Here is an 18,604-nt window from a genome sequence, read left to right as displayed (position 1 = left end):
GCCAGTAATAGTTCCTTTCCAGATTTATTCGGCAGTAACAGGAGAGCCAGACCACCAGCTTTGCAAAAAGTGTAATGACGGGCTTCGTGGAGGATGCTCTGCTTGTTCGTTTAGTGGCAAATAACCCGGTTGCAGCCGGATTAGTGGAGATATACGTATGGGGCAGCTAGTTACTATCTATGACTGGGCATCAGGGCCAAATGGTTTTAAATATCCAGTGAGCAAGGCAACGTTGAACAAAATAGCTAAAACCAAACAAACCTACCCGGCTGCAATCAAACAAGGTCGCCGCTGGGTGATTGATGAAGATGCTCGTTTTATTGGCATGGTGGGTGATGTTGATATTTCTACATCTCTGTCAGATAAAGCCCGCCAGTTAGTGGAGAAGGCCTTCTATGGCAGCTCGACCCAGAAAACATAACATTAATATTCCAAACTTATACTGCAAGTTAGATAAGAGAACATCCCGTATCTACTGGCAATACAGGCATCCCACATCAGGTGTTTTTGTAGGGTTTGGAACCGATGAAGATACAGCGAAAGCTGCTGCAACTGAGATGAATCGTCTCATTTCGGAACAGGAAGCAAAGCAATCATACGCTCTTGTCGATATGGCCATTAAAGCTAACGCCAAGAAAGCTCCGGGAATGAGAGTTAGCGACTGGATTAAAAAGTATAAGGAAATTCAACAGGAGAGGATGGAAAACAACGAGATAAAACTATCCACATTAAAAAATAGGCGTCTTTGCTCGAATATTTTATCTAAAAGAACACCGAATCTGCGAATAGCAGATGTGGATACCAAGATTATCGCAACCATCATTGATGAATATAAAAATGCAGGTAAGCAAAGAATGGGGCAACAGGTAAGGTCGGTTCTGGTTGATGTTTTTAAAGAGGCTCAACATGCAGGTGAGGTGCCTCCTGGTTATAACCCCGCTCTTGCTGCGAAGAATCCTGTAGTGAAGGTAAGGAGAAAACGATTGACCTTAGCAGAATGGAAAACCATTTTTAAACACGCCGGGGATATGCAGCCAGCTGCGCAGAACGCCATGCTTCTGGCTTTAGTTACTGGCCAGCGATTGGGTGACATCGTTGATTTCAAGTTTTCCGATGTGTGGGATGGGTACCTGCATATCACACAAAACAAGACGGGGTCCAAAATTGCCTTACCTCTTTCTCTTAGATGTGACGCCATCGGTATGACGCTTGAAGAAGTGATTGCAAGATGCAGGGATCGATTCGTTAGCAAGTACCTGGTCCATCACTCAGTTCTGCATGCGACGGCGAAGCCAGGAAGCAAAATCCCTGTGAACTCCATATCGCGGTATTTCACCATTGCAAGGGATCAATCAGGGATTAAGTGGCCTGAGGGTCATACCCCGCCATCGTTTCATGAACAACGTTCACTGGCCTCTCGCCTCTACAAAGAACAAGGCTTAAACGTTAAAACCTTGCTGGGTCATAAAACTGACGCGATGAGCGAAGAGTATGCAGATGATAGAGGACTGGAGTGGAAAAAGCTTCAGGTGTAGCTGCGTGAAAAATGGTGAGGCATTACCCTGCTGGTCTTGTATTTTTCACGTAGCGTTTTGGGGAAAGATATTGGGGATATATTGGGGAAACAAAAAACACATTATATTTCAATTAAATATATTTTAGCATTCTGCTTCACAAGCAGACCTCAAAAGCGGACGGTTAAACTTTTCCCGACAGCCAGCACAGACGCTGGCTGTTTTTTATCCCGCCTTACCCGGCCCGCCCCTGTTGCAAAGTACCGGGATCAATCTCCGACATAATCAGGTCGGGCAAGCTCTCCAGCTGGTGCACCTTGCCGCACTTAACGATGATCTGCCGCGCCTTGTCGTATCCCGGCGCCCAGAGTCGATTATTCATCCGCACATCTTTGTAGACCGCGATAAGCGGTTTTTTCCACGCCGCCGCCATATGGACCACCGAAGTATCCGGTGAGATAACTAAATCGGCCTGGGCAATAAGCGCCATGCAGTGATGCAGCGTTTTAAACGGATTCACGCAGACCTTTTCCGCCAGGGGAATGCGGATTTCATCGCGGTGATCGAGCAGGATGATGTTGACGTCGGGATAATCCTGACACAGCCTGGCGATAAGCGCAGCCAGCTGCGTCTGCGACATACTACGGTCCTGATGCCCGGCAAAAATATTAATCACCACGTTACGCCCGTTCAGCGCCGCCAGATATTCACGAACCTGATGATTAACATCCTGCGGGATATGCAGGTCATAAGAGTGCAGATATTTCTTATCCAGCTGCAGATAATCAGCGATGATCGAAAATGTCTTGCTGACGTGCCAGTTTTCACAGTCAAAATCAAAAGACCGGGTATAGTGATTGATGGAAGGCCATTTATTAAATCCGAGTACCGACCTGGGTTTTATCTGCCGTAAAAGCAGCATGCGGTGAACCGGAATATCAAACAGCGACGGGTCAATTACAATATCGTACTTATTATTCGCAAGCTCATTAATAACGGAGCGAGGAACGTTATGGGTAAATTTACGCAGATAAGCCGCCGAGTCGACATTCTCAGCTTCATAAATATGGCGAATATGTGGATTATCACGCATGACCTGGCTGTTTGATTTTGTTAACAGAAAATCAACGGTCATACCTGCCTTATGGAGGCATTTAACCAGCGCTGAATCTACTACCACGTCGCCGATCGCCCCTTCATTACGCATTAGCAACACCGTTTTAACAGAGGTTAAATCAGCTTCGCGGCGCACGCGACTATCCCAGAACGCTTTAGCGATATAGACTCGAATGACATTGCGTATTTTCTTAAATAAATAATTACGACGCCTGTTTAGCTCCCTTATTTTTTTAAACTTTCGGGGGGATGCCTGCACCGCTGCGTTTTCCATCATCATAACCTCATTACCGCTATCAATAGTACCGCCTGTTACCCTGCTAAGGACTGGTGAAAATAAGAAAAGTTCGCTTGATAATTAACATTATTTCATTTTTAGCGGCGGCAGGATAGCCGCAGCGCGGTTATTGCAGCATATTTTATTGAGAACAAAATGAGTGAAAAATGAATTTAGTCGAATATTTATGATAGCCACATAACTTAGCATCCTTATATTTAATCAGCTATTTATTTTCATTGCCGTTCGGTGATGACGCATGACGATGCTGGACAGACGACCAGTATGCTTATCATCGGTCGTGGCGCCACCGGGCCGCCCATGGTAGAATCATCTTAATCGTGCTGGCGAAATTATCATCATGAAATTACAGAATAAATTACTCCGTTATTTCATTTCTGCGGGGGTAGTTGTCCTGACATCTTCGTTTCTGGTGTATGAATTAGTCGCCAGCCATCGGGATATGTCAGAATACATGCGATATATCATCGAAAAGGGCGAATCCGCCTTTCTGTACGATAAATATCAAAATCAGCTCGTGATCTCCCAGGTCGCGCGAAAGCTGGATACGCATCCGACTGCCGAAAAAGCCCAACAGGCCTGCGCCAGCGTCGAGAACAAGGGTAAAGTCTTCGGCCTGAATATCGCCGGGCATACCTTCCCCGGGCTTCACGGTACGCTCAGTACCACGCAGGCGTCGTGCGGGCCATGGATCAACGCTCTCCCGGCGCTGCAGGCATTTGATGCCGCTATCGCCCAAAGCGATATGAACTCAGCGCTGAATGCGACAACATTCAAATCAGACAAACGTTTCCGCTACTATCTTGATTTAGATAATAAGTATGCCTATTTCTATTCACCAATTGAGATAAAAAGCAATCCAGTCGCCAACTGGGACTTTCTTCACGACAGCAAACTGGGCATCACTCAGAACAGCCTCAACGGTTTACTTCGTGGCCGCACGCTGATTTCCAGCATCTATGCTGACGCGTTAACCGGGCAGAATATTTTGTCATTTTTAACCCCGGTCTATCATCGGGATCGGCTGAAGGGCATCGTGATGGTGGATGTCACTCGCCATGATATTGAGAAACTTCTTTACACCGCCGACCGCCCTTTGGTCTGGCGCTATCTCGACATCACGTTAACGGACTCCGACTCAACATCTGAAATCCGTGTACACCGCAGCAACACGCATTTTTTCAGCTATGCCCACCATAGCCAGAAGGTAGCGGAAAACCTGCATATTGCGCTGTCGCTGGATATGACCTATTTTCTGCTTAGCTCCTGGAAGCTATTCCTGTTTTACCTGATATCTACCGGCGTTTTACTGCATCTGGTACGCATGCACTTTCGTCTGTATATCGACGTTTTCAAAGAGAATATTAGTGATTCTTTAACCGGTCTTTACAACCGTAAAATTCTCTCCTCGCTGCTGGAATCCCGCATGCAAAAGCTTACCGAGCAGGGGGTGAATATCGTGTTTATGGCGCTGGACTGCGACCGGCTTAAATACCTTAATGACACCTGGGGGCACGACGAAGGCGACCGCGCGATTGTGCTGCTCGCGCAATCCATTTCCGCCGCCATCCGTAAAAGCGATTACGGCATCCGTCTGGGCGGCGATGAGTTCTTCCTGATCCTGATCGATTATGAGGAACAAGAGGCGCAAAATATCCCCGAGCGTATTCGCCAGCACCTGAGGGCAATTGACATTAACCGGCGCGTTAATTTCTCATGGGGCGCCTGCAGCATGGCGCCGGGGGATAGCCTGGCCGATGTAATGAAAATCGCCGATGCCCGGCTGTACGAAAATAAAAAGCAAAAAAAGTATCCTTACCCGGGGCGAGAAGAAGAATCTTGAGGTTTTATTGTGAAGGAAAAAATCGACATGAACGCGCCTGTAAGAATCAGTATTCATCAGCAGCTGCTAGCGCTGCTTAACCGCTCCCACGCCCGCTATCGGGTCGTTGAACATGAGGCCGTCGGGAAATGTGAAGCCGTGTCGAAGATTCGCGGCACCGCGCTGGGCCAGGGAGCCAAGGCGCTGGTGTGTAAAGTGAAAGGGCATGGCGTTAATCAGCACGTTCTGGCTATCCTAGCCGCCGATCTTCAGGCGGATTTAGCCCGGCTGGCCGAATACATCGGCGGCAGTAAAGCCTCGCTGGCCAGCCCGGCGGAAGTGGACGCCCTGACCGCCTGCGCGTTTGGCGCCATTCCCCCCTTCACTTTCCATCCGGACCTGCGGCTGGTCGCCGATCCGCTGCTGTTTGCGCGTTTCCCGGAAATCGCCTTCAACGCCGGGCAGCTTGATAAGTCCATCATCCTTGATACCGCCGACTATCTGCGCATTGCCCGTCCGGAACTGACCGCGTTTCATCGCCTGGCCTGATTGCCCCCCTGCTACGCTAAGGCCGCGGGTAGCAATCGATCGTGCAGATGCCTCAAATCGCGAGTCTGCGATAAAAAACCTGTTTACTTACGCGATCATGCGTAGAGTAAACGGGTTTTTCTTTTTTTATTTTTTGGCAAGGACCTCTGCACATGCTCGACACCACCCTGTTAATACTGCTGGGCCTGGCGGCGCTCGGCTTTATTAGCCACAACACCACCGTTGCTATTTCAATCCTGGTTTTAATTATCGTCCGCGTCACCCCGCTCAACGCTTTCTTTCCATGGATTGAAAAGCAGGGGCTGACCATCGGTATTATTATCCTCACCATCGGCGTGATGGCCCCCATTGCCAGCGGTACGCTGCCGCCCTCAACGCTGCTGCACTCCTTTGTGAACTGGAAGTCGCTGCTGGCGATTGCCGTGGGGGTATTTGTTTCCTGGCTTGGCGGACGCGGCGTGGCGCTGATGGGCTCGCAGCCGCAGCTGGTGGCCGGACTGCTGGTCGGCACCGTCCTCGGCGTCGCCCTCTTCCGCGGCGTTCCGGTTGGCCCGCTGATCGCCGCCGGGATCATTTCGCTGTTTATTGGGAAGTCGTAGCCAGGCTGGCAAGATAGCGGCCCGGCGTTTGCCCGAGGCCCTTTTTAAACATGGTAATAAAGGCGGTGGTAGAGTCATAGCCCAGGCTCTGCGCCGTCTGCTGTACCGTCTGCCCGCGGACCAGCATCTGCAGGGCGAGGATCAGCTGCAGCTGATGTCGCCAGCGGCGAAAGCTTAAGCCCGTCTCACGCACCACCAGCCGCGCCAGATTGCGTTCGCTCATGGCGAATTCCGCCGCCCACTGCGCCAACGTTTGCCAGCGGGCCGGGTCGACGGCCATCGTGTCCACCATCTGACGAATTTTTGGATGCCCGGAGACCGGCAGCTGCAGGTGCTCCTGCGGCTGCTGCGGGAGTTCATCGAACAGCACCTGCACCAGGCGGTTCATTGCCGGTTTAGCGAGTTCTGCCCTGCCGCGCTCGGCCATGACGAGGATAAGCTCGCGCACCAGCGGTGAAATTTTTAACGTACAGCAGAAAGCCGGCATCGCCGCCGCGTCGGGTTCAATAAACAAAAAGCAGACCTGCGCCTCCGGCGTCGCCCGATTGCTGTGCGGCACCTGTCCGGGCACCCACACCGCGTACTGCGGCGGCACCATCCACATCGCGTTCTCCACTTCGCAGGTCAGCGCCCCGTGAAGCGCGAGAATAAGCTGCCCTTTGCGGTGCTGATGGCGCGGAATGTACTGCTCGTCCGCGACAACCTGAATACGAAAAGCCGCCGCCGCTTCGTGACCGCTGTCCGGGTCGTAGCCGTCAAGGCCCAGTCCGATCATAAAAATGTCCGACTTTAGCGATAATCTGTCATTTTAGCTTGATTTAAACAGAGGACAAACAGGCTATTGTAACCGCCTCGTATTCTAGTTTGAGATAGCCATGAATTCTGCTTCACCTTCTGCCGATCGCCGTCATCTTGTGTTGATTGCCGGTATTCTGCTTATCGCCACCACCTTACGCGTGGCTTTTACCGGCGCCGCGCCGCTGCTTGATGCCATTCGCAGCGAATATGGCCTCACCACCGCGCAAACCGGTCTGTTAACCACTCTGCCGCTGCTGGCCTTTGGCCTGGTCTCGCCGCTGGCGGCGGCTGTCGCCCGCCGCTTCGGCATTGAACGCAGCCTGCTGCTGGCGCTGATCCTGATTTGCCTCGGTATTGCACTGCGCTCCCTGCCCGTGGTCACGCTGCTGTTTATCGGCACCGCGATTATCGGCTGCGGCATCGCGCTGGGGAACGTTCTGTTACCAGGACTCATTAAGCGTGACTTCCCGCAGCACGTCGCCAAAATGACCGGCGCTTACTCTCTCACCATGGGGGGCGCGGCGGCGCTCGGTTCGGCAATGGTCGTTCCCTTGGCCTTCGCCGGGCTGGGCTGGCGCGGCGCGCTGTTGATGCTGATGGTATTTCCGCTGCTGGCGCTGTTTGTCTGGCTGCCGCAGTCGCGCAGGCAAGCCGCCGCGCCGCTGACCGGCTCCGGCGCCATCCACAACCGCGGGATCTGGCGATCGGCGCTGGCCTGGCAGGTGACGCTGTTTCTCGGGATTAACTCGCTGGTCTACTACGTCATTATCGGCTGGCTGCCCGCCATTCTGCAAAGCATTGGCTACAGCGAAGCGCAGGCGGGCTCCCTGCACGGGCTGCTCCAGCTGGCAACTGCCGCGCCGGGGCTGGCGATACCGTTAATACTTCATCGGCTGAAAGATCAGCGCGGTATCGCAGTTCTGATCGCCCTGATGTGCGCAGTCAGCGCGCTCGGATTATGGTTTTTACCCGGTCAGGCGGTGCTATGGACGCTTATCTTCGGCTTCGGGTCCGGCGCGACCATGATTCTCGGCTTGACCTTTATCGGTCTGCGGGCCAGCTCAGCGCACCAGGCCGCCGCGCTGTCCGGCATGGCGCAGACGGTGGGCTATCTGCTGGCCGCCTGCGGGCCGCCGGTGATGGGGAAAATTCATGATGCCAACGGCGACTGGCATATCCCGCTGATCGCCGTGGCGTTGATCTCAATTGCGATGGCGGTATTTGGCGCGCTGGCCGGGCGCGATCGGGAGATTAACGGCTAGCGCTAGCGATGCCCGGCGACCGCCGCCGGGCGTTCGCTCACTGACTTGCCGCGCGTAAAAACGCGTGAACCAGCGGCGCAGGTCTGCCTTCCAGCGCGTTGCGCTCGTGCTGGAATAACGTGGCGACAAAGAACGGATGGGTCACCAGTTCTACCGCCCGAATCTCGCCGTCATCATCCCAGCCCGTGACCCGCAGGTCGCCCTGCTCCAGTTCGCGGGCAAAATCGTCGGCAATCCCGTAGCTGCAGTGATACCCCTCTTCAATGCTGTCGCGGCCATAGGCGCGGGAGATAAGCGTATTGGCGCGCAGTTCAATATTGTCCGACTTTTCCACCAGCGAGCAGCTTAACGGCGCAATCACCATCCGCCCTTCGGTATCGGTTTCGGCATGCGCGGCATCCTGCCAGCCCATAACGTTGCGCGCGTATTCAATAATCGCGTGCTGGAAGCCGCCGCAGGTGCCAAGGAACGGAATACCGTTTTCCCGGGCGTGGCGAATGGCGATAAAGGCGCCTTCGGCATTTTTATAGGGGCTAGCGGGAACCACCCAGATAGCATCGTAATCGGCGAGGTCATCAGCGGATTTTATCTCACTGGTGGACAGCCAGTCATAGCGCAGCGGCAGTTCCAGTACGGCAGCGGCATCATCAATCGCCAGCGGAATCGCTTTATGGGCAACGACGTCGGGGTTGTAATCACCGACCAGAGCAATACGCAGGGGGGAGTTCATAGCAGGATCCTTATGTCATAGCGATTATCAGGCAACACAAGGAGCCTCAGGTTAGCGATCTCCACGGCAGAACACAATCCTTATTTTGTCTGCCCTTGAACGCGGGTAATTTACTCTAACTGGCGTTATGGTATTGGGCAAACAAACGGCTATGGATGCACGATGAAGGACAAAATTCTGGTTAGCGCCTGCCTGATGGGCTTTCAGGTTCGCTATAACGGCAGTCACAAAGCCCAACTGGCTAACGCGCTGTCTCGCTGGCAGAGCGAGGGGCGGCTGGTCACCCACTGCCCGGAGCTGGCTGCGGGGTTGCCCATCCCCAGACTACCGGCGGAGATCCTGGACGCACAGGGAGCGGACGTTATGCGAAATCGTGCTCAAATTGTCGAAAGCGACGGCCAGGACGTCACCGCGCACTATCAGCTGGCCGCCTGGCTGGCACTAAAAGCCGCGCAGGAGGAAGGCTGTACCGCGGCGCTGCTCACCGACGGCAGCCCAACCTGCGGCAGTCAGTTTATCTATGATGGTACCTTTAACGGACGGCGCAAACCCGGAGCCGGCGTTGCCGCCGCCCTGCTTCGCGAGAACGGGATTACGGTATTTTCCGAACAGCAACTGCCGCAGCTGCTTGCCTGGATGAAACAAAGGGAGAGTGACGATGATTCAATGTAAACGCGTTTATGACCCGCAGGAAGAGAGCGACGGCTACCGTATACTGGTAGACCGCCTGTGGCCGCGAGGAATAAAAAAAGAGGCACTCAATTACGCTGAGTGGTGCAAAACCCTGGCGCCATCGACAGATTTACGCAAGGCTTTTCACGGCGAGACGCTCGATTTTGCCCACTTTAGCCAGCGCTATCGCCAGGAGCTTGAGGCCCATCGTGATGAAGGCGAGCGCCTGGCCGCGCTGGCCCACCGGCAGACGCTGACGCTGCTCTACGCGGCGAAAAACACCCGGCATAACCATGCCCAGGTGCTGGCTGACTGGCTGAAAGCGCTATGACTTATCCGGATGATCGCGGCGCCAGAGCTCCCATTCATCTAACGTTTCACCACCGGGTAGCTTGCACTCGCTGCGCACGCCCTGCGGGCTTTGAATGGGAACCTGTTTCCCGCCCAGCTGCTGACAGTAAACCGAAGCCGGGTTAGCCATCCCTACCGGATGTGCTTGCTGTGTCGGCTGAGTCTGCGCGCATCCGGCAAGCGCCAGTGGCAGCATCAGTATCATCCCCTTCATTTCTGCTCCTTAATTGATGAAAACGGTCTTTGGTCCCGAATCTCCACGGTTTCTCCATTTTAGCTGCACTTTTGCGTCGTAGAGTAGCCCTGTTCTCGAACTGACCAGAGAACAGATCATTCCATAATCAATGAGTTTTTCCCCGTCGCCCCCGACGGGGCTTTTTTTCCCGCCGCGGATGCAGGTATTCTCCTAACAGATGTGTTAAATTTTATGTATCTATGTTAATTCTGCGCTGATTGTTGTTTAGCATAACTTGCTGGTAGTTATGATTAGCGTTCGGGAGCCGTATTCCTCATGTCCGATTTTATTCTCGCGCGCGTGACGCAAACGCTAGCCAATGAACACTCCCTCGAAACATTGGTGCGACAGCTGCTTGAGATGCTGGAGCTTGTTACCCGAATGGAATCCACCTACCTGACGCGTATTGACTTCGACGCGCAGCGACAGCTGATTATGTATGCGCATAACAGCAGCGAAATGCAGATCCCAGAAGGGTTCTCCGTCCCATGGAACGACTCGCTATGTAAACGTGCGCTCGACGAGCGTTGCCTTTTCAGTAACGATGTCGCCGAACGCTGGCGTTCGTGTATCGCCGCGCAGGATTTGGGCATCGCCACCTTTTTTAGCATTCCTGTGCGCCTGACCGACGGCTCATTATTCGGCACGCTGTGCGCCACCAGCCGGGTAAGACAACCCTATAACCTTGAGGGTGAGCAGGTCATGAATTTGTTCGCGAACCTCATCGCCCACTACGTTGAAAAAGAGACGCTAGTGCAGCAGCTTCGCTCGGCCAACGTCGCGCTTGAAATGCACTCATACACTGATGAGCTTACCGGTTTACCGAATCGCCGCTCGCTGTTTAAGTATCTTGCCGCGCAGTTTCCGCGGGCCCGCGAGCAGCGGCGCAGCATGCTGCTGATTTTTATCGATCTCGACGATTTTAAAGCAATAAACGATCGATTCGGCCATCCGTGCGGCGATAACTTTCTGATTCAGGTTGGCGAACGTCTGGCGGCTCACGTACGCAGCGGTGATATTGTCGGCCGTCTCGGCGGCGATGAATTTTTAATTGTCGGACCGGGCCCCGAATTAGCCGACCAGCAGGAGTATATCGCCGCGTTACGTCAAGCGCTGACGGGGATCTATTTCCTTGGCGAGCACCGGATTAACTACCCGGGGGCCAGCTTTGGCGTTATTGAGGCCGACCCGCAGCAGATTGACGTAGAACAGGCGCTACGCGCCGCCGACGACGCGATGTATCTGGATAAGCAGTCTCGTCGTCAGGGAAGATTTTTTCATATTGACTAATCTACGGTGAAATCCCGTATGATATTCGCCACGACTTGCACTTACAGGGGCTCAATAATGAGGCTGGGTATTCTATTTCCGGTGGCTATTTTCATCGTCGCCGTTGTTTTTCTGGGCTGGTTTTTTGTCGGCGGCTATGCGGCGCCAGGCGGAGCGTAATGAAAAAAAGCACCATTATTATGCTTATTGTCGCCATCGTCGCCCTGGCGGGGACGCAATTGGGTTGGTGGTAAATCCAGGAATATTCGCGCCGCTCTTCGGCAAAGATTGCAGAATTATCTCATCTACTCAATAACTTAAAAGAATACACTCACATCATCAGCCGATACCGCATGGCCGTTTCTGCGGACGGATTTAACTGGAGAAGTGAGAAATGAAAAAACCGATCGTGTTGCCGTTGATTCTCGCGCTTTGCACGCTGTTATCGGGATGTATTGTCGACCCAGGCTATCACCACCATCGCCACCATCATCATCATGACGACAGAGACTGGCGATAAAGCGGACAACATCATAAGGCGAACTTCGGTTCGCCTTATTGCATGGGATCAGTCCCGACGGTCGGAACCTAAAAAGAGGAAACCCAGCGGGATAGAGAACAGCAGCGTAAACACAATGCTATAAACCGTCACCATCGCCCCCTGCAGGAAGAACATTGACGTCGTCCACTCTGAGTAAGGCATATTGTATTCGCTCACCACGCCGCCGAAGGTCGCACGCCCAACCACGATAAGCGCGATAGCGAATATCGCCGCTATCGACAAAAAGAACTTCTTGCTATTTTTATTGCTGGTGAGTTTCTGCAGAATCATCCGGGTTCCCTTTTTTCTGAACGATAATCGGCTGTATATGTAACACCAATGCAATCAAAATTGAAGGAGTTTTGTTACAAGAAAGAGCCAATCGCTATCGGGCCGGTCGCGCGTCCCGGCCGCAACGATTACGACTGCAGCGTCGCCAGACGGGCGGCAAAACCAACAAATACAAGGCCTATCAGACTGTTGCCGATTTTCGCCAGTTTCTTTTTCGTCTTCACGTAACGCGTAACGAACGAGCCGGAGAGGATCAGAAAGCTCATATAGATGAAGCTAATAATCTCCAGGGTCAACGCCAGGATAAAGAACGCCAGCCCGGGCGTTTTGGCGCTGACGTCAATAAACTGCACGAAGAATGAGACATAAAAAAGAATGGCCTTTGGATTCGTCAGGCTGAGGGTCAGCGAACGTTTAAGAATCGCGCTCCCCGGCTCGGAATCAGCAGACGAATGACCGTCACGCTGGGTTAACACCGCGTAGAGCATCTTCCCGCCCATCCACAGCAGATAAATCGCCCCCAGGTATCGAACGATATTGAACAGTACCGGCGTGGTCTTGATAAGCGTCGCAACCCCGGCAAAAGCCAGGAACATCAGCACCGCATCACCGATAAATACGCCAGCGGCCGCCAGATACCCTTTCCTGACGCCGTGGGCGACGCCGGTCTTGAGGACAAAAAAGGTATTCGGGCCGGGAACCAGGATGATAAAGATAGCCCCAACCAGGTAGGTCAGGTAATTCAGTACACCAAACTCAGCGAACACAACGCACTCCTTCGCTTACAACAAAATATGATCCCGCGCACGTTAACGCAACCGGGACCATTTTGAAAGCGCCGCGAGTGCGGATGCCTTAATAGAGCGAAGTTTCACCCAGCGGACGGGTTTTAAAGCGGCGGTGAACCCATAGATACTGCTCCGGCGCGCGCAGGATTTCTTTCTCAATAACCTTATTGATATAGCTTGCCGCATCCTGTTTATCTTCGCCAGGATAGTCGCTCATTACGTCGCTGATGTGCAGGCTATAACCCCGGCGATCCGCTTTACGCACCATGCTGATGGTGAGCATTTTCGCGCCCGATAAACGAGAGAGCACGTAGGTGCCGTTGGTCGTTGCGGCCTGCTGTACCGAGAAGAACGGGGCAAATACGCTCCCCTTCGGACCGTAGTCCTGATCCGGCGCAAACCACACCGCTTCACCCGACTTTAGGGCATGCACCAGACCGGATAAATTACGACGGTCGATCATCGCCTTGTTCGAGCGCAAACGACCGCGCGTCTGCACCCACTCCATTAACGGGCTATTGTGCGGACGGTAGGTCGCCATCATCGGACGACACAGCCCCATCGTACGGCCGCCCAGCTCAAGAGACATAAAGTGGACGCCGACAACCATCACGCCTTTTTGTTCGCTCAGGGCATTGTTGAGATTAACCATGCCTTCGACGTCAAACCATTTCTTGACGCGTTCATCGCTCCAGAACCATGCCATTCCCGTTTCGATCAGGCCCATCCCTAGTGACATGAAGTTCTGCTCAATAAGCTTTTCGCGCGCCGCGGGCGACATCGTGGGGAAGCAAAGTTCGAGATTACGTCTGGCGATATGCTCACGACGCTTAAGGAAGCGCCGGGATGCGCGACCGGCGCTGGTACCGATAAGGTGCAATACGGGATAAGGGAGCTGGACGATAAGCCAGAGCACACCCAGGCCAAACCAGGTCCCCCAATTACGGGGATGAAGCAGTTTTTTATTAAAAGCGTAAGACATGTTTTTTCCTGTAAACATTAGAACATGAGGTAACGCTTAAGGAAAAAACGAGTCCCTTCATCTGTCATTAGGCGGTACGTGTAGCAGTTCAGACAATAATAATCCTGGTAAATTCACTCCGGCAAGTAAAAAAAGAGCCCAGTAGCAAAAAACACAATACCAGCACACTTGTAACAAAATGTAAAATAAAAAATGAAGAATAGTCAACAAATATCCATCACAAGAATGATTAACACGCTAATCATTCAACATGAAGCGGCGTGCCAGCAGACCAGAACGCGGCGGCTTCAGCCCCGCTAAGCGCCGCTGAAACCGTACCGCGCGGCACCTGGGACCCGGCGAGATCGGGGTAGGCTTTCCTCTCCGTTATCCATTTAACAACGTTTGCCGATACGCTATTCCTTTATGTTCTATAAGCCTCACTGACATAAAAGAGAAATATTTAAAAGGAATCCAGGGGTAAAGCCTAAAATAAGAATCAGCTTATTTTAGTTTCCTGACAATAATTAATATTTATCGACAATTATCCATATTGCCGCAGGTTATTTCAGACTTTTTACCTCCGTTGCTTTAACAGAACAGCAGGCAATAAAGTTAAGGTGCCTTTTCTGGCGTTGAAAAAAGCGCATCATACTTAAAAATCCCGGACGTTTCTCGCTCTTCAACACCCCGCCCGTTGCAGACAATTTTAAGCGCCTGTGTGCATTCAGCTGATTTGAAGCCAATTCCGCGATCGGCATAAAAATCTATTCAATATTTAACAATAACTTATCGTTACTATTGTGCGGTATCGCGCCGTGACGATCGCGCTTCAATTGAAATGATAACCATTCTCATATTAATATATGCCGTATTGATCAACTTTTCTGAACCTGGCTATGTCCCCTTCTTCCGCCATCGCCTCTCCGCTGACGCTTGCCTCGCTGTATAGCGACCATCACGGCTGGCTGAAAAAATGGCTTACCCATAAGCTGCAATCCGTTTATGACGCCGACGACGTAGCGCAGGATACCTTTGTCCGAATTATGGCCGGCGGGTCGCTGTCGACCATTCGCGACCCAAAATCTTTTCTTTGCACAATTGCCAATCGGGTGATGATCGATCTGTTCCGCCGAAATGCGCTGGAGCGCGCATGGCTCGAGATGCTCTCTCAGCTACCGGAAGAACTCTCCCCTTCCCCGGAACAGCGACAAAGCCAGCTTGAATTGTTACAGCAGATTGACGCCATGCTGGACGGGCTTAACGTCAAAGCCCGGGAGGCCTTTTTACTCTCGCAGCTTGAAGGATTGACCTACGCCGACATCGCCAGCCGCCTGGCGGTTTCCGTCAGTTCGGTTAAGAAATATATCGCGAAAGCCACCGAGCACTGCCTGCTGTTTCGTCTGGAGAATGGCCTGTGAAACCAATGCTAAGCGACTCCCGCCGTCAGGCGCTGCGTTCCGCTTCGCACTGGTACGCGGTCCTCAGCGACGGGCGCGTGAGCCCGCAGCAGGAGGCCCGCTGGCAGCAGTGGTATGAACAAAACAACGAAAATCAGTGGGCGTGGCAGCAGGTAGAAAACCTGCGCCAGCAGATGGGGCAGTTGCCGGGCGGGCTGGCCAGCCGTGCCCTTCACGATAGCCGCCTGGCGCGTCGTCACGTGCTGAAAGGGCTGCTGCTTTTACTGGTCGCCGGCGGCGGCTGGCGGCTCTGGGAGTCCGAGCTGGCGGAGGGGCTGCGCGCCGACTACCGAACGGCGAAGGGTATGCCGCGCCAGCAGCGGCTTGCCGACGGTACGCTGTTAACCCTGAATAGCGAAAGTGCCGCCGATGTCCGTTTTGACGCCCGGCAGCGGATGGTGCATTTACGCTATGGCGAAATCGCCATCACCACCGCTCAAGACAGCCGGCGGCGGCCATTCCGGGTGCAAACCCGCGAAGGCACCCTCACCGCGCTCGGCACCGAATTCACCGTCCGTCAGTTTGCCGGCGGCACCCGGCTGGCGGTACAGCAGCATGCCGTAGAAGCCGTTTTACCGTCCGGCGGCGCCCAAATCGTTAACGCCGGCGAAAGCCTGTGGTTTACCCGCGATCGTTTCGCCGCTCTGGTGAAGCTCAACGGCGGCGAGGATAGCTGGACCCGAGGCGTGCTGACCTTTCGCGATACCGCGCTGAGCGAGGTGGTCGCCACCCTCGCCCGCTATCGCACCGGAGTGCTGCGCTGCGATCCCGCCGTGGCTGATTTACGCCTGAGCGGCACCTTTACGCTGGGCGATCCGGACGCCATCCTGCAGGTCATCGCGCAAACGCTGCCGATTAAATTGCGGTTTGTCACCCGCTACTGGGTCACGCTCGCCGCGGCCTGAGAAAAAAAACGAAAAAATTCTCATTCTCCTTTGTCCCTTTTCCCCTGCTCGTTCGACTTATTAGGTGAATACAACCAAAAACGATCGTGGAGAAAACATGACGCCCTTACGCGTTTTACGCAAACCGATGCCTCTGGTGATGGTCATCCGTTTAAGCCTGCTGCCGTTCGCGGCGCTGGCTGCCGCGCCGGCATTTGCCGCCGCGCAGTTTGATATTGCCGCCGGAGATTTAGATACCGTACTGAACCAGTACGCCGCCCGCAGCGGTATCACGCTCTCTGCCGACGCCAGCCTGACGCGCGGCAAGCATAGCCCGGGCCTGCACGGCAGCTTTGAAACCGAAGAGGGCCTGCATACGTTGCTGAACGGCAGCGGATTACGGCTAAAGCCGCTGGGCAAGAATGTCTGGACCCTGGAGCCCGCGCCCGTTAGTTCAGAATCCACCCTCACCGTCGTCGGGGACTGGCTCGGCGACGCGCGCGAAAACGATGTCTTTGAACACGCCGGCGCCCGCGACGTTATCCGTCGGGGGGATTTCGGCAAAACCGGCGCCGCCACGATGCGCGAAGTGCTGAACCGGATCCCCGGCGTTAACGCGCCGGAAAATACCGGTACCGGCAGTCACGATCTGGCGATGAACTTTGGTATTCGCGGCCTCAATCCGCGCCTTGCCAGCCGTTCCACGGTGCTGATGGACGGTATTCCGGTTCCCTTCGCCCCCTACGGCCAGCCGCAGCTTTCTTTGGCGCCGGTCTCGCTCGGCAATATGGACGCCATCGATGTCGTGCGCGGCGGCGGCGCGGTGCGCTACGGGCCGCAGAGCGTCGGCGGCGTGGTGAACTTCGTCACCCGCGCAATCCCCGAGAATTTTGGCATTGAGGGCGGCGTTGAAGGACAGCTCAGCCCCACCTCGTCGCAAAACAATCCGAAAGAGACGCATAACTTCGCGATCGGCGGCACGGCGGAAAACGGTTTCGGCTCCGCTCTGCTCTATTCTGGCACCCGCGGCAGCGACTGGCGCGAACGCAGCGCGACGCGGATTGATGATGTGATGCTGAAAAGCAAATACGCGCCCAACGAAGTGCATACTTTTAACAGCCTGCTGCAATACTACGACGGCGAAGCCGATATGCCCGGCGGCCTCTCTCGCGCCGACTATAACGCCGACCGCTGGCAGTCGACCCGACCTTACGACCGCTTCTGGGGGCGTCGTCAGCTCGCCAGCCTCGGCTACCAGTTTCAGCCGGATGCGCAGCATAAGTTTAATATTCAGGGGTTCTATACGCACACCCTGCGCAGCGGCTACCTGGAACAGGGCAAGCGCATTACCCTCTCCCCGCGCGAATACTGGGTCCGCGGCATCGAACCGCGCTACAGCCAAAGCTTTATGATCGGCCCATCCGCCCACGAAGTCGGCGTCGGCTATCGCTACGTCAACGAATCGACCCACGAAATGCGTTACTACACCGCGACCACCAGCGGCGAGCTGCCCAGCGCCGCCAGCCCGTACGATCGCGATACCCGCTCCGGCACCGAAGCGCACGCCTGGTATATCGACGATCGTGTGGATATCGGCAACTGGACGATTACGCCAGGGATGCGCTTCGAGCACATTGCGTCTTATCAGGACAACGCTCTGCTGGGCACCCGCGAACGGGTCAGCTATAACGCCCCGCTCCCGGCGCTGAACGTTCTCTATCACCTCACCGACAGCTGGAATCTTTATGCTAATACAGAAGGTTCATTCGGCACCGTACAGTACAGCCAGATTGGCAAGGCTGTGCAAAGCGGCAATGTGGAACCGGAAAAAGCGCGCACCTGGGAAGTCGGCACCCGCTACGACGACGGCGCGCTGACCGCCGAAATGGGGCTGTTCCTGATCAACTTCAATAATCAGTACGACTCCAACCAGACCAATGACACGGTGACCGCCCGGGGTAAAACGCGTCATAGCGGCCTGGAAGCGCAAACCCGTTACTCTCTCGGCGAGCTTTCACCCGCCCTTGATAATCTCTCGCTCTACGCCAGCTATGCGTACGTCAACGCTGAAATCCGCGAAAAGGGCGATACCTACGGCAATCAGGTTCCCTTCTCGCCGAAACACAAAGGCAGCTTTGGCGTCGATTACAAGCCCGGCAGCTGGACGTTTAACCTCAACAGCGACTTCCAGTCCAGCCAGTTTGCCGATAACGCCAATACCGTTGCCGAAAGCGCCGATGGCAGCACCGGCCGTATTCCCGGCTATATGCTGTGGGGCGCTCGGGTGGCCTACGACTTTGGCCCGCAGATGGCCAATCTCAATCTCGCGCTGGGGGTGAAAAACATCTTCGATCATGAGTACTACACCCGCTCATACGACGATAACAACAAAGGGCTTTACGCCGGCCAGCCGCGCACGCTGTACCTGCAAGGGTCGATGAAGTTCTGATGAGAATGGGTTGCC

At 54.2% G+C, this 18,604-nt stretch carries 22 protein-coding genes; 15 read left to right on the top strand and 7 right to left on the bottom strand.

Annotation, left to right across the window (positions count from 1 at the left end; all coding sequences use genetic code 11):
* The first annotated feature begins 157 nt into the window (after positions 1-157).
* Together CMQ96_RS11310 and CMQ96_RS11305 are read left to right on the top strand one after the other, a co-directional pair.
* Entirely contained in the window at positions 158-421 is a 264-nt protein-coding gene (locus CMQ96_RS11310; RefSeq protein WP_004131611.1) for an excisionase, read from the top strand.
* Positions 396-1,535 (top strand): phage integrase Arm DNA-binding domain-containing protein, encoded by a 1,140-nt coding sequence (locus CMQ96_RS11305; RefSeq protein ID WP_098066817.1) that lies wholly within the window; start codon positions 396-398, stop codon positions 1,533-1,535. Before CMQ96_RS11310 ends, CMQ96_RS11305 begins: the two co-directional genes overlap by 26 nt.
* A 214-nt stretch (positions 1,536-1,749) precedes the next feature.
* Here the strand turns inward: CMQ96_RS11305 and CMQ96_RS11300 are convergent, their stop codons facing one another.
* Entirely contained in the window at positions 1,750-2,907 is a 1,158-nt protein-coding gene (locus CMQ96_RS11300; protein ID WP_064342480.1) for a glycosyltransferase family 9 protein, read from the bottom strand.
* Positions 2,908-3,268: 361 nt separating this feature from the next.
* Here CMQ96_RS11300 and dgcJ point away from each other — a divergent pair, with 361 nt between their 5' ends.
* From dgcJ to CMQ96_RS11285, 3 genes are all read left to right on the top strand, one after another.
* Positions 3,269-4,771 carry a diguanylate cyclase DgcJ gene (gene dgcJ, locus CMQ96_RS11295; RefSeq protein WP_098066816.1) on the top strand — a complete coding sequence of 501 codons (1,503 nt, stop codon included), beginning with the start codon at positions 3,269-3,271 and terminating at the stop codon, positions 4,769-4,771.
* Between the two features lie 27 nt (positions 4,772-4,798).
* Positions 4,799-5,299 carry a YbaK/prolyl-tRNA synthetase associated domain-containing protein gene (locus CMQ96_RS11290; RefSeq protein WP_024359470.1) on the top strand — a complete coding sequence of 167 codons (501 nt, stop codon included), beginning with the start codon at positions 4,799-4,801 and terminating at the stop codon, positions 5,297-5,299.
* 152 nt (positions 5,300-5,451) lie between these two features.
* Entirely contained in the window at positions 5,452-5,898 is a 447-nt protein-coding gene (locus tag CMQ96_RS11285) for a DUF441 domain-containing protein (RefSeq protein WP_004138309.1), read from the top strand.
* Here the strand turns inward: CMQ96_RS11285 and CMQ96_RS11280 are convergent.
* Positions 5,882-6,673 carry a helix-turn-helix transcriptional regulator gene (locus CMQ96_RS11280; RefSeq protein ID WP_049089989.1) on the bottom strand — a complete coding sequence of 264 codons (792 nt, stop codon included), beginning with the start codon at positions 6,671-6,673 and terminating at the stop codon, positions 5,882-5,884. The genes CMQ96_RS11285 and CMQ96_RS11280 overlap by 17 nt on opposite strands.
* Before the next feature lie 100 nt (positions 6,674-6,773).
* Here CMQ96_RS11280 and CMQ96_RS11275 point away from each other — a divergent pair, with 100 nt between their 5' ends.
* A complete protein-coding gene (locus tag CMQ96_RS11275) occupies positions 6,774-7,958 on the top strand; it encodes a CynX/NimT family MFS transporter (RefSeq protein ID WP_098066815.1) in 1,185 nt (394 codons plus the stop codon).
* Positions 7,959-7,995: 37 nt separating this feature from the next.
* On the opposite strand, the gene CMQ96_RS11270 is transcribed toward CMQ96_RS11275, so the two are convergent.
* Complete coding sequence (locus CMQ96_RS11270; protein ID WP_064342476.1) at positions 7,996-8,688, bottom strand: CTP synthase; 693 nt, start codon at positions 8,686-8,688, stop codon at positions 7,996-7,998.
* Positions 8,689-8,850: 162 nt separating this feature from the next.
* Here CMQ96_RS11270 and CMQ96_RS11265 point away from each other — a divergent pair, with 162 nt between their 5' ends.
* Both CMQ96_RS11265 and CMQ96_RS11260 read left to right on the top strand, forming a co-directional pair.
* Positions 8,851-9,360 carry a DUF523 domain-containing protein gene (locus CMQ96_RS11265; protein WP_004138316.1) on the top strand — a complete coding sequence of 170 codons (510 nt, stop codon included), beginning with the start codon at positions 8,851-8,853 and terminating at the stop codon, positions 9,358-9,360.
* Positions 9,347-9,691: a DUF488 domain-containing protein gene (locus tag CMQ96_RS11260; protein WP_004138318.1), complete on the top strand. Its 345-nt coding sequence runs from the start codon at positions 9,347-9,349 to the stop codon at positions 9,689-9,691. Before CMQ96_RS11265 ends, CMQ96_RS11260 begins: the two co-directional genes overlap by 14 nt.
* Here CMQ96_RS11260 and CMQ96_RS11255 read toward each other — a convergent pair.
* Positions 9,686-9,925, bottom strand: coding sequence for a DUF333 domain-containing protein (locus tag CMQ96_RS11255; protein ID WP_098066814.1), 240 nt, complete (start codon positions 9,923-9,925; stop codon positions 9,686-9,688). The two genes, CMQ96_RS11260 and CMQ96_RS11255, sit on opposite strands and share 6 nt — an antisense overlap.
* A gap of 297 nt (positions 9,926-10,222) precedes the next feature.
* Between CMQ96_RS11255 and CMQ96_RS11250 the strand changes: the two genes are divergently transcribed.
* The 4 genes from CMQ96_RS11250 to CMQ96_RS11240 all read left to right on the top strand — a co-directional run bounded on the left by CMQ96_RS11250 (position 10,223) and on the right by CMQ96_RS11240 (position 11,735).
* Positions 10,223-11,236, top strand: a complete 1,014-nt coding sequence (locus CMQ96_RS11250; protein ID WP_082237268.1) for a diguanylate cyclase — start codon at positions 10,223-10,225, stop codon at positions 11,234-11,236.
* Between the two features lie 57 nt (positions 11,237-11,293).
* On the top strand, positions 11,294-11,395 hold the full coding sequence (locus CMQ96_RS11245; protein WP_004101234.1) for a YoaK family small membrane protein: 102 nt from the start codon (positions 11,294-11,296) through the stop codon (positions 11,393-11,395).
* On the top strand, positions 11,395-11,469 hold the full coding sequence (yoaJ, locus tag CMQ96_RS29025) for a protein YoaJ (RefSeq protein WP_049250439.1): 75 nt from the start codon (positions 11,395-11,397) through the stop codon (positions 11,467-11,469). The genes CMQ96_RS11245 and yoaJ overlap by 1 nt, the downstream gene beginning before the upstream one ends.
* A gap of 140 nt (positions 11,470-11,609) precedes the next feature.
* On the top strand, positions 11,610-11,735 hold the full coding sequence (locus CMQ96_RS11240; RefSeq protein WP_004138323.1) for a hypothetical protein: 126 nt from the start codon (positions 11,610-11,612) through the stop codon (positions 11,733-11,735).
* A gap of 48 nt (positions 11,736-11,783) precedes the next feature.
* Here the strand turns inward: CMQ96_RS11240 and CMQ96_RS11235 are convergent, their stop codons facing one another.
* The 3 genes from CMQ96_RS11235 to lpxP form a co-directional block, all read right to left on the bottom strand.
* Positions 11,784-12,047, bottom strand: coding sequence for a DUF2534 family protein (locus CMQ96_RS11235; RefSeq protein WP_004131510.1), 264 nt, complete (start codon positions 12,045-12,047; stop codon positions 11,784-11,786).
* Positions 12,048-12,175: 128 nt separating this feature from the next.
* Positions 12,176-12,814 (bottom strand): leucine efflux protein LeuE, encoded by a 639-nt coding sequence (gene leuE / locus CMQ96_RS11230; RefSeq protein WP_049085394.1) that lies wholly within the window; start codon positions 12,812-12,814, stop codon positions 12,176-12,178.
* An 88-nt stretch (positions 12,815-12,902) separates the two neighbouring features.
* Positions 12,903-13,817: a kdo(2)-lipid IV(A) palmitoleoyltransferase gene (gene lpxP / locus CMQ96_RS11225; RefSeq protein WP_004138325.1), complete on the bottom strand. Its 915-nt coding sequence runs from the start codon at positions 13,815-13,817 to the stop codon at positions 12,903-12,905.
* A gap of 878 nt (positions 13,818-14,695) precedes the next feature.
* Between lpxP and fecI the strand changes: the two genes are divergently transcribed.
* The 3 genes from fecI to fecA all read left to right on the top strand — a co-directional run bounded on the left by fecI (position 14,696) and on the right by fecA (position 18,589).
* Positions 14,696-15,217, top strand: a complete 522-nt coding sequence (gene fecI, locus CMQ96_RS11215) for a ferric citrate uptake sigma factor FecI (protein WP_024359511.1) — start codon at positions 14,696-14,698, stop codon at positions 15,215-15,217.
* A complete protein-coding gene (gene fecR, locus CMQ96_RS11210; RefSeq protein ID WP_049103372.1) occupies positions 15,214-16,161 on the top strand; it encodes a ferric citrate uptake sigma factor regulator FecR in 948 nt (315 codons plus the stop codon). The genes fecI and fecR overlap by 4 nt, the downstream gene beginning before the upstream one ends.
* Before the next feature lie 97 nt (positions 16,162-16,258).
* Positions 16,259-18,589 carry a TonB-dependent Fe(3+) dicitrate receptor FecA gene (gene fecA / locus CMQ96_RS11205; RefSeq protein WP_049086654.1) on the top strand — a complete coding sequence of 777 codons (2,331 nt, stop codon included), beginning with the start codon at positions 16,259-16,261 and terminating at the stop codon, positions 18,587-18,589.
* Positions 18,590-18,604 lie beyond the last annotated feature (15 nt).

It is taken from the genome of Klebsiella sp. MBT K-1 (assembly GCF_002556465.1).
GTDB classification, from domain to species: domain Bacteria; phylum Pseudomonadota; class Gammaproteobacteria; order Enterobacterales; family Enterobacteriaceae; genus Klebsiella; species Klebsiella grimontii.
The sequence above is the reverse complement of the archived record's forward strand: the minus strand, read 5'-3'. Positions and strand labels throughout refer to the sequence as shown.